This window comes from Thauera phenylacetica B4P, assembly GCF_000310225.1.
Classification (GTDB): domain Bacteria; phylum Pseudomonadota; class Gammaproteobacteria; order Burkholderiales; family Rhodocyclaceae; genus Thauera; species Thauera phenylacetica.
Window position 1 is genome coordinate 1 of sequence record NZ_AMXF01000152.1, and the last position, 9,929, is coordinate 9,929.

The 9,929-nt window shown below is 73.0% G+C and carries 8 protein-coding genes; 5 read left to right on the forward strand and 3 right to left on the reverse strand.

What is annotated here, in order from left to right; all coding sequences use genetic code 11:
* Both C667_RS16080 and C667_RS16085 read left to right on the forward strand, forming a co-directional pair.
* Nucleotides 1-705, forward strand: a 705-nt coding sequence (locus C667_RS16080) for a M23 family metallopeptidase (protein WP_004369545.1), incomplete at its 5' end; no start/stop codon positions are given.
* Nucleotides 706-806: 101 nt separating this feature from the next.
* Nucleotides 807-3,935 (forward strand): ATP-binding protein, encoded by a 3,129-nt coding sequence (locus C667_RS16085; protein WP_004369547.1) that lies wholly within the window; start codon nt 807-809, stop codon nt 3,933-3,935.
* A 13-nt stretch (nt 3,936-3,948) separates the two neighbouring features.
* Here the strand turns inward: C667_RS16085 and C667_RS16090 are convergent, their stop codons facing one another.
* From C667_RS16090 to C667_RS16100, 3 genes are all read right to left on the reverse strand, one after another.
* Nucleotides 3,949-5,127, reverse strand: coding sequence for a multidrug effflux MFS transporter (locus C667_RS16090; protein ID WP_004369549.1), 1,179 nt, complete (start codon nt 5,125-5,127; stop codon nt 3,949-3,951).
* An 18-nt stretch (nt 5,128-5,145) separates the two neighbouring features.
* Entirely contained in the window at nt 5,146-6,141 is a 996-nt protein-coding gene (locus C667_RS16095; RefSeq protein ID WP_004369551.1) for an ankyrin repeat domain-containing protein, read from the reverse strand.
* A 209-nt stretch (nt 6,142-6,350) separates the two neighbouring features.
* A complete protein-coding gene (locus tag C667_RS16100; RefSeq protein WP_004369553.1) occupies nt 6,351-7,184 on the reverse strand; it encodes a class I SAM-dependent methyltransferase in 834 nt (277 codons plus the stop codon).
* Nucleotides 7,185-7,396: 212 nt separating this feature from the next.
* On the opposite strand from C667_RS16100, the gene C667_RS16105 reads away from it, so the two are divergent.
* From C667_RS16105 to C667_RS16115, 3 genes are all read left to right on the forward strand, one after another.
* Entirely contained in the window at nt 7,397-8,200 is an 804-nt protein-coding gene (locus C667_RS16105; protein WP_245538482.1) for a hypothetical protein, read from the forward strand.
* Nucleotide 8,201: 1 nt separating this feature from the next.
* Nucleotides 8,202-9,092, forward strand: coding sequence for a toll/interleukin-1 receptor domain-containing protein (locus C667_RS16110; protein WP_004369557.1), 891 nt, complete (start codon nt 8,202-8,204; stop codon nt 9,090-9,092).
* Nucleotides 9,093-9,258: 166 nt separating this feature from the next.
* The coding region (locus C667_RS16115) for an MFS transporter (protein ID WP_004369559.1) at nt 9,259-9,929 on the forward strand (671 nt) is incomplete at its 3' end.

Below are 9,929 nucleotides of genomic sequence, written 5' to 3' on the forward strand. Positions count from 1 at the left end.
CACCGCCGGGATCGCCAGGCCAGCCTGGATGGCGTGCCAGTGCTGGTCGCCGGCCGCCCGGGCGGATGGACCGCGGTGGTGGGCATCCCGCTCGAGGCCGCGCCCGGCAGCCTGGAGCTGGAGCTGCGCGCAGAAGGCGAGCCGCCGCGCCGGCTGCCCGTCGCGGTGGGGCCGGTGCGCTACGCCGAGCAGCGCCTGAAGGTGGCGCCGGGCAAGGTGGACCTGTCACCCACCGACCTCGCCCGCCACGAGCGCGAGCGCCTGCGCTCGGCCGAGATCGTCGCCACCTGGAGCGCCCTCGACCCGGGCAGCCTGCGCATGCTGCAGCCGGTGCCGGGGCGGCGCTCGGGCTCCTTCGGCCTGCGCCGGGTGTTCAACGATCAGCCGCGCAAGCCGCACGGCGGCATGGACATCGCCGCGCCCACCGGCACGCCGGTGGTGGCCGCCGCGGCGGGCAAGGTGATCGACACCGGCGACTACTTCTTCAACGGCAACACGGTGTGGATCGACCACGGCCGCGGCCTGCTCACGATGTACTGCCACCTCTCCTCGATCGCGGTGAAGGCGGGCGACACCGTGGAGGCGGGCGCGCGCATCGGCGCGGTGGGCGCCACCGGGCGCGTCACCGGCCCGCACCTGCACTGGTCGGTGATGCTCAATCGCACCATGGTCGATCCGGCGCTTTTCCTCGCCGGTGGCGGCTGAACAGCCCGAAGCGGGTTGCAGCGCGCCTGCCGCGGCGCAACAATGCCGACATCCTCTCGCCTGCGCGCACCGCCCCGGCTGCGATCGCGCGCCCTCACGCCATGAAACTCGCCTCCGCCGCCGATGCCGCCGACCGTGGCCGCCGCCACGCCGGCTGGCGCCTCGCCTTCCCGCTCATCGCCCTCACCGTGCTGGTCGCCGGCGTCGGCGCCTTCGGCTACCGCTCGCTGAGCGAGGAGATCCGCCGCGAGACCCAGCGCACGCTGGCGGTCATCGCCGAGCAGAAGCGCCAGCACATCGAGGGCTGGCTCGCCGAGGCGCGGGTGGATGCGCAGATGGTGTTCTCCGGGCATTCGCAGCTCGAGGCCTTGTTCGAGGGCTGGGTGGACGGCGGCCGCCGCGACGAGGTGGCCCTCGCGCGCATGCAGGCGCTCGTCGAGGAGCTCGTCCGCCTGCGTGGCTGGCAGGGCGTGGCCCTGCTCGACGCCGACGGCGCGCCCGCGCTCGCGGTCGGCAGCCCGGACCTCTCCGCCCATGCCGGGCTGATCGCCGACGTGCTGCGGCGGCCGCGCGTCGAGTTCGTCGATCTGCACGAGGACGCCCGGGGGCGCACGCACTACGGCGTGCTCGCGCCGGTGGGCGTGCCGGCGCGCGGCGTGGCCTACCTGACCTGGGAGGCCGAGGCCGCGCTGTATCCGATGGTCGAGGCCTGGCCGGTGCCGACGCGCAGCGCCGAGACCTATCTGGTGCGGCGCGATGGCGAGGGCGTGCGCTTCCTGACCCCGCTGCGCCATCAGGCCGACGCGGGGCTCGCGCTCGAGCGCCCGCTCTCCACCCCCGACCTGCCGGCCGCGCGCGCGGCGCTCGGCGAGCGCGGCATCCTCTCCGGCGGACGCGACTACCGCGGCGTGCCGGTGCTGGCCTATGCCGCCGCGGTCGAGGGCACGCCCTGGCTGATGCTCGCCGAGATCGACGAGCGCGAGGCCTACTCCGGCATCCGCACGCTGACCTGGGGCATGGGCGTGGTGATGGCGCTCGGCCTCATGCTGGTGTACTCCGCCGGCTACCTGGTGTGGCGGCGCGACCGCGAGCAGCGCGAGCGCGCCGCGCTGCAGGCGCGCCAGGCCGCCGAGGCGCGCTTCCGGGTGATCTTCGAGCAGGCACCGCTGGGGGTGGTGCTGCTCGACCCGCGCACGCGGCGGATCACCGAGGCCAACCCGCGCTTCGCCGAGATCGTCGGCCGCAGCGTCGGCGAGCTGGTCGGCGCCGACCCGATGGTGCTCACCCACCCGGACGACGTCACCGAGAGCCTGCGCCAGCTCGGCCGCCTGGACGCCAGGCGCATCGACGGCTACCGCCTGAACAAGCGCTACCTGCGTCCGGACGGCACGCCGGTGTGGGTGAGCCTGGCCTTCGCGCCGGTGCAGGTGGCCTCGGAGGACGCGCCGCGCTACCTGGGCATCGTCGAGGACATCTCCGCGCGCATCGAGATGGAGGAGCGCCTGCGCCATGCCTCCGCCGCGGCTGCCGCGGCCAACGCCGCCAAGAGCGAGTTCCTCGCCCACATGAGCCATGAGATCCGCACGCCGATGAACGCCGTGCTCGGCCTCGCCCAGGTGCTCGAGCGCGAGCCGCTCGCGCCCGCGCAGCGCGACATGGTGGGGCGCATCCGCGGCGCCGGGCAGTCGCTGCTGGCGATCCTGGACGACGTGCTCGACCTCTCCAAGATCGAGGCTGGCCAGCTGCGCATCGAACCGCGGCCCTTCGACCTGCGCGCGCTGCTGGCCAATCTCGACAGCCTGATGGGGCAGGCCGCGCGCGCGAAGGGGCTCGCGCTGCGCATCGAGCCGCCGACGCTGCCGCCCGGGCTGCTGCGCGGCGACGGACTGCGCATCGAGCAGATCCTGATCAACCTGGTCAGCAACGCGATCAAGTTCACCGAGCGCGGCGAGGTCGCGCTGCGCGTGCGCGTCGAAGAGCTCGAGGCGGCGCGCCTGCGCGTGCATGCGGAGGTGCGCGACACCGGCATCGGCATCGCGCCCGAGGTGCAGGCGCGCCTGTTCGCGCCCTTCACCCAGGCCGACGCCGGCATCGCGCGGCGCTTCGGCGGCACCGGGCTCGGCCTGTCGATCTGCAAGCGCCTGGTCGAGCTGATGGGCGGCGCGATCGGCGTGCACAGCGAGGCGGGGCTGGGCAGCACCTTCTGGTTCGACCTGCCGCTCGAGCGCGTCGCCGACGGCGCGTCGGCGGGGGCCGAAGGGGGGCGCGAGTGGTGCCCCGAAGGGGGGGGCGAAAGGGGCTCCGTCGCGTTCGCCGCAGGGCACGCGGCGCGCGTGCCCGAGCACGCGGCCGGCTCGCGGCTGGCCGGAATGCAGGTGCTGGTGGTGGACGACAGCGCGATGAACCGCGACCTGGTACAGCGCGCGCTGGCGCTGGAGGGCGCCGAGGCCACCCTCGCCGCCGACGGCCAGCAGGCCATCGAGCTGCTGCGCAGCCGGCCGCAGGCCTTCGACGCGGTGCTGATGGACGTGCAGATGCCGGTGCTCGACGGCCTCTCCGCCACCCGCCGCATCCGCGACGAGCTCGGCCTCGCCGCGCTGCCGGTGATCGCCTTCACCGCCGGCGTGGGCGCGGATCAGCAGGCCGCCGCGCGTGCCGCCGGCGCCGACGACGTGCTGGCCAAGCCGATGGACCTCGAGCAGATGACGCAGCTGCTGATGCGCTGGGTGGAGCCGCATCCGGCTGTCGGCCTGGCCGCAGCGGATCCCGCAGCCGGCGCCGGTGCCCTTCCCGCGGCCGTGGTCGCCGCTGCACCCAGGCCCGCTTTTGCACCCGAGCCCGCCCTGCCGGTGCAGGCCGCCGCGGCGGCGTCCGCCACGGTCGGCGACGCTTTCCCGGCGCTGCCCGGCATCGACCGCGAGCGCGCGATGCAGCGCCTCGGCAAGGATCGCGACATGTTCCTCGGCCTGCTCGGGCTCTTCATCGAGGACAACGCCGGCGTCGTCGCGGCGACTCGCGCCGACCTGACGTGCGGCGAGCGCGACGCGGCGGGCCGCCGCATGCACACCCTGCGCAGCAACGCCGGCTTCATCTGCGCGCTCGCCATCATGGAGGCGGCCGGGGGGCTGGAGAAGGCGATCGCACAGGACGAGCCCGGCGTGGCGGCTCGCCTGGATGCGCTCGAGGCGGACATCGCCGGGCTGGTGGAGGCCGGCCGCGCGCTGTTGTGAACGCCGTCCGTGCTCAGCGTGCTGGCGAGCGGCTCCACGCGGCGAGCGCGAACAGCATGCCGGCGGCGACGGTGAGGCCGAGCGCCGCGGTGCCGTGCTGGACGCCGTGCCCGACCAGCATGCCCGCCCCGGCGCCCAGGCCCATCTGCACGAAGCCCATCAGCGAGGCCGCGGCGCCGGCCATCCTGGGATAGCCGGCGAGCCCGAGCGCGGTGGCGTTGGGCAGGATCAGCCCGATCGCCGCGGTGACGCCCCACATCGGCAGCATCACCGCAGCCAGGTGCTGCGGGCCGGCGTAGGCGAGCGCCGCGAGCAGCACGCCACAGGCCGCGCCGATCCACACGCCGTAGCGGATCAGGCGCGCTGGCCCGAGGCGGCGCGAGTGCCGCGCCGACAGCGTGGTGCCGATCATGAAGCCGGTGACGTTGAGCCCGAAGGCGAGGCCCATCTGCTGCGGCGACAGGCCGAAGTGCTCGATGAACACGAAGGGCGAGCCGGAGATGAAGGCGAACAGCGCGGCGAAGGCGCCGCAGCCGATCAGCAGCGCGCCGCGATAGGCGGGGTCGGCGAGCAGGGTCCGGTAGTTCGCCAGCATCCGCCCCGGGCGCATCGCGTCGGCGTCGGGGTGGCGGTTGGTCTCCCGCAGCAGCATCGCCACCGCGAGCATCAGCAGCACGGCGTACACCGCGAGCGCGACGAAGGTTGCGCGCCAGCCCCACGCCGCGGTGAGCCAGCCGCCGAGCAGCGGCGCCAGCAGCGGCGCGAGCGCGGTGGCGGTGGACACGTGGGAGAGCATGCGCGCCGACTCGGCCGGGCCGTAGAGGTCGCGCACCACCGCGCGGCCGAGTACCGGGCCGGCGCAGGCGCCGAACGCCTGCAGCAGGCGTGCGCCGACCAGCACGGCGAGCGACTCGGCGAACACGCACGCGAGCGTGGACAGCAGGAAGACCAGCATGCCCCACAGCATCACCGGCCGCCGCCCGAAGCGGTCCGACAGCGGTCCCACGAGCAGCTGCCCGGCGCCGAAGCCGAGCAGATAGACCGACAGGGTGAGTTGCACGCCGGCGCTGTCGGTGTGCAGGGCGCGCGCGATTGCCGGCAGGGCGGGGAGGTAGAAGTCGGTGGAGAGCGGCCCGAGCGAGGTCAGCGCCACCACCAGCACGGCCAGCGCCGCCGAGGGGATCCCCACCATGCGTTTACCGTGCCGCCTTCAGTAGATCGTGCCGGTGAGCGGCGGCGGCTCGTCGCGCTGGATCGGGGCGTCACCGCGGGCCTCCATGCGTGCGGCGATGGCGATGCGCTCGCGGATGCGCTCGTCCTTGGAGCGCGCGGCGATGTCGACCAGGGTGGTGCCGTTCTTCATCGTCGCCTGCGTGGAGGCGCCGGCGTCGAGCAGGGTGTTGACGATCTCCCAGTGGCCGTTGGCGACCGCCTTAAGCAGCGCCGTCGAGCCGTCCGTGGCGGCGAGGTTGAGCTTGGCCTTGCGCTCGATCAGCAGCCGCACCACGCCGAGGTGGCCGCGTGCCGCGGCCTGCAGCAGGGGCGTGATCCCCGCCTTGCTGACTGCGTTGACCTCGGCCTGGCGGCGCACCAGCACTTCGCCGACCTTCTGGTAGCCGTTCACGGAGGCCCAGTGCAGCGGCGTGTAGCCGTCCGCGTCCTGCGCGTCAACGCTGGCGCCGAGCCGGATCAGCTCGAGCGCGAGCGCCTCGCGGCCGTGGAAGCAGGCGATCATCAGCGGGGTCCACTGGCGCGCGTCGCGGCTGTCGACGTCGAAGCCGGCATGCAGGAAGAGCGAGCACAGCGGCTGGTCGCCGGCCTCGAGCGCTCGCACGAACTGCGCCATCGTGACCGGGATGTCGAGGCGCTCGAGCTCGGTGACCGCGCGCTCGTGGTCCCAGGCGTCCTCGCGTGGACTGGTGGTGGCCTCGGGGGCCGCCTGTGCGGTAGGGCGTACCGGACCGTGGAGGTCGTAGGCCATGCTCAGGTACACGATCTCCGCGCCGACCTCGGGCGGGAAGCCGCGGCGGTTCGGTCGATTCGACACCATGAGCTCGGTGAAGTATTCGCCGAGCTTGTCCTTGTCGTCCCAGAGCGCGGCGATGCGGTGGGCGACATGGGGGAAGCCCTCGATGAGCTTGCGCGGGTAGCGGCTCGCATAGGGCGTGGACAGCAGGAACGCCAGCGGGGATTCGAATTCGGTCATATGTCTTCCGGATGCGCCCGCACCCGTCCTCCTCGACTTTCCGGTTCTGTTCGGGCGCGGTGCCCTGTCTCCCGTCCGCCGTGCGTGGCGAACACCCCGATTCTAGCAGTTCGGTCATGACAGGAATTTCGAGCACAGCACAAACGCATGGTTCCCGCGAGACCGCGTCGATCGTGCCCAAGCGCCGCCGCAGCGGCGCAGGGGGGCGGTCAGCCCGTGAAGAAGCGCTCGGACAGCTCTTCCAGGCCGAGCATGCCGAGCAGTGCGGCGAGGCGCTCGGCGGCGCGCTGGCGCGGGCGGTCGGGCTGGCGCCGGGCGATGATCAGCTCGTTCTTCATCGAATGCTCCCAGCCCACGAGCTCGGTCACCGTGACTTCGTAGCCGTGGGCCTCGAGCTGCAGGCAGCGCAGCACGTTGGTGACGTGGCTGCCGAACTCGCGGGTGTGGATGGGGTGGCGCCACAGCTCGGCGATCGGGCCGCGCAGCGCCTGCTGCTTGTTGCGCCGCAGCGCCGCGGCGACCTCGGCCTGGCAGCAGGGCACCAGCACGATGGCGCGCGCGCCCTTCTTCAGCGCGAAGCGGATGGCGTCGTCGGTGGCGGTGTTGCAGGCGTGCAGCGCGGTGACGATGTCGATGCGCGCGGGCAGGCGGTCCGAGCCGATCGAATCCGCCACGCTGAGGTTCTGGAAGCGCATGCCGGCCGAGAAGCCGAGCTTGTCGGCGAGCTGGCGCGAGCTCATCACCAGCTCGTCGCGTGTCTCGATGCCGTGGATGCGGCCGCCGGGCGCGTTGTCCTTGAAGAACAGGTCGTAGAGGATGAAACCGAGGTAGGACTTGCCGGCGCCGTGGTCGACCAGCTCGATGTCGGGGTGCTCGGCGAGGGCCTCGGCGAGCAAGGGTTCGATGAACTGGTAGAGGTGGTAGACCTGCTTGAGCTTGCGCCGGCTGTCCTGGTTGAGCTTGCCGTCGCGGGTCAGGATGTGCAGCTGCTTGAGCAGCTCGACCGACTGGCCGGGGCGGATTTCGGGATGTGGGGTGGTCATGGCGTGGGGCGGGCCGGAAAGGCGGAATGGGCGCCAATGTACTCCCCGCGCCAGGCGGCACCAAGCCCGCATGCGGCGGCACGGCGGGTCGTGGCTCGCAATCGGCCTGATCCTGTCCTAGATTGACAGGGCGGGCCTGGCTCGTGCGGGGACGCGAGTCCCCCCGGTGCGCGCCGGCCCCTGCGTATCCAGGGTCGGGAGGGGAGGCGGACATGAGAGGCTGGATCGAGGGATGGCCGGGACGGTTTCTGCTCTGCATCCTGCTGTCCGCAGTGGTGGTGGGCTGTCAGAAGGCGGAGATGCCGGTGGAGAGCGCGCCGCCCGAGGAGGCACCGACTGCGGCCGAGCCACCACCTCCACCACCTGCACCCGTTCCGCCGGCATCGGCCATTGGGGGCGGACATCCGCCCGTAGCCGTGCTTCCCGATTTCCCCTGGCCGCCGCCCCGCTATTCGGCCTTCGAGGTGTTCGAGCGAGACTCGCTCGCGCCTGCGGAGGGCGCACGCCTCGGCATGGTCGCACAGCGTTTCGAGGCCGCCTTCGATGCTGCCGGCTATGTCGAGCGCAGCTACTACCGCGTGCCCGGGGGATTCGCGCTCGCCTCGCGCGCCGAGCAGATCCGCGCCGACGCCAGCCCTTATCCCGCCCCCGAGCGCTGGAGCGTCGACGCCGGGGGCGCCGGCAAGAGCTTCGCCGACCGGTTGCGTGCGCTCTTCAATGCACCGCCGGGGCATTACCGGGTGATCGTATTCGTCGTCACCGACCAGGATTTCGCCGCGGCGCCGCGCGCGGCGCAGGAAGGCGAGGCGCTCGCCTGGGTGAGTGGTGGAGGGCTGCGCCTGCCATCCTCGATTGCGGCACTGCCTTTCACGCCGACCCATTACGCGAGTGCGCTCATCTACGAGTTCGAGCGCCGCAGCGAGCACGAGCCGGCCGACGTGCGCGTGCCGAGCGCCGCGCCCGGGCGCGTGCATCTGGAGAAGGGCGGCCTGTGGCAGGCGCTGGCGGCGAACTGAGATGGTGAGCACGGACGACCTCGCTGGCCTCGCTGCGGTTCGCAGGCTGGGCCTGCTGTCGATGCTGCTGGCGGTGGCCTGTCTGCTGGGGACGGCGGGAGCGCTGGTGCTGCTGCCATATGCCGGCCCGGCAGGGCAGGGAATCGTGGGCGGCGCCGGCCTCGCGGTCGCCGGCGCCGCGTTCGCGTTCGGGCGCATGATCAGCCTGCGCCGACCGGGTGTGCGCCGCGTCGGTTTCGTGGCGGTCGGGCTCGCGGCGGCAGCGGCGGTGCTGTTCGCGTTGCTCGCGGTGGCGCGGTCGGAGGCAGCGGCGTACTTCCTGGCCTGGCTGGTGATCCTCCTCGCCTATGCCGGCTTCGCCCTGCACCGGCTGGTCCGCTGGCCGACCGGCGAGATCGCCGACGAGCCGCCCGTCGAGCTCGGCATCTTCATCTCCTACCGGCGCGACGACAGCCGCGAGACGGTGGGACGGCTGCATGATGCGTTGCGCCGGGGCTTCGATGCCTCGCGCATCTTCCTCGACGTGGCAGGACAGGTGCCTGGCGAGGACTATCGAGCGCTGATCGGCCGCGCGCTCGATGCCGCGGACGTGGTCCTGGTGATCATCGGTCCGCGCTGGGTCGGCATCGCCGACGCACAGGGGCGGCGGCGCCTGGACGATGCCGAGGACATGGTGCGGATCGAGGTCGAGAGTGCCCTCGAGCGCGGCAAGCCGGTGATCCCGGTGCTGGTGCAGGGGGCGACGATGCCGGCCGACGAGGTGCTCCCCGTCTCGCTCGCGCCGCTGGCTTTCCGCATCGCCTCTCCGCTGCGGCCCGACCCCGACTTCCACTCCGACCTGCTGCGCCTGGTCGCCGCGCTGCGTGCGCGCGCCAGCGACCGCCCCGACTGAGTCGCCCGGGCCCGCGCCGGGCAGCGCGCCCTGCGGAAGCTCCCGCGCTGCCGTGTCCATGCTGGGCGGACCGGGGGTTCCCCGTTATCCTCTCCCCGACCCGCAGCGGGCTGGATGCATCCGGTGTCGGTTGCGGCCGTCCGCCTCCGGCGAAGAGAGGAACAAGATGGTTCAAACAGCACATCCCAAGGCGGACGAGCGCGCTGGCGCGCAGGCGGGGACAGGGGTCCCGCCGGCCTTCATCGTGATCATCGCGGGCATGGTGGCCGCACTGCACATCGGCAAGATCCCGCCTGCGATCCCGGTGCTGCGCGATGCGCTCGGCGTCAGCCTGGTCGAGGCCGGCTTCCTGCTCTCCATGGTGCAGATGGCCGGCATGCTCGGCGGCGTGTTCATCGGCCTCGCCGCGGACGGCTTCGGCCTGCGTCGCAGCATCCTGCTCGGCCAGCTCGTGCTCGTGTCTGCCAGCCTTGCCGGCGCGTGGGCGACGCAGCCGGCCGAGCTGCTCGTGTTGCGCGCGCTCGAGGGGCTCGGCTTCCTGCTCGTGGTGCTGCCCGTGCCCAGCCTGATCCGCCAGCTCGTGCCGCCGAGCCGGCTGGCGCTGCATCTGGGCCTGTGGGGAACGTACATGGCCACCGGTACCTCCCTGGTGCTGGCCGGCGGTCCGGCGCTGATGAGCGTGATCGGCTGGCAGGGACTGTGGGGGGCGCTGGCGGCGGTGTCGGCCGCCGTGGCGGCGTGGCTGTTCCTGCGCGTGCCCTCGGATCGGGCGCGCCGCGCCGCGGCGAGCGTTGCCGCTCCTTCCGGCGTCCCTGCCGGCGTCCCGCTCGCCGCGAG

Coding starts and splice junctions, on each gene's coding strand:
- C667_RS16095 (WP_004369551.1), bottom strand. CDS start 6,141: ATGACCGAATTCGAATCCCCGCTGGCGTTCCTGCTGTCCACGCCCTAT.
- C667_RS16110 (WP_004369557.1), top strand. CDS start 8,202: ATGGTGAGCACGGACGACCTCGCTGGCCTCGCTGCGGTTCGCAGGCTG.
- C667_RS16090 (WP_004369549.1), bottom strand. CDS start 5,127: ATGGTGGGGATCCCCTCGGCGGCGCTGGCCGTGCTGGTGGTGGCGCTG.
- C667_RS16105 (WP_245538482.1), top strand. CDS start 7,397: ATGAGAGGCTGGATCGAGGGATGGCCGGGACGGTTTCTGCTCTGCATC.
- C667_RS16100 (WP_004369553.1), bottom strand. CDS start 7,184: ATGACCACCCCACATCCCGAAATCCGCCCCGGCCAGTCGGTCGAGCTG.
- C667_RS16085 (WP_004369547.1), top strand. CDS start 807: ATGAAACTCGCCTCCGCCGCCGATGCCGCCGACCGTGGCCGCCGCCAC.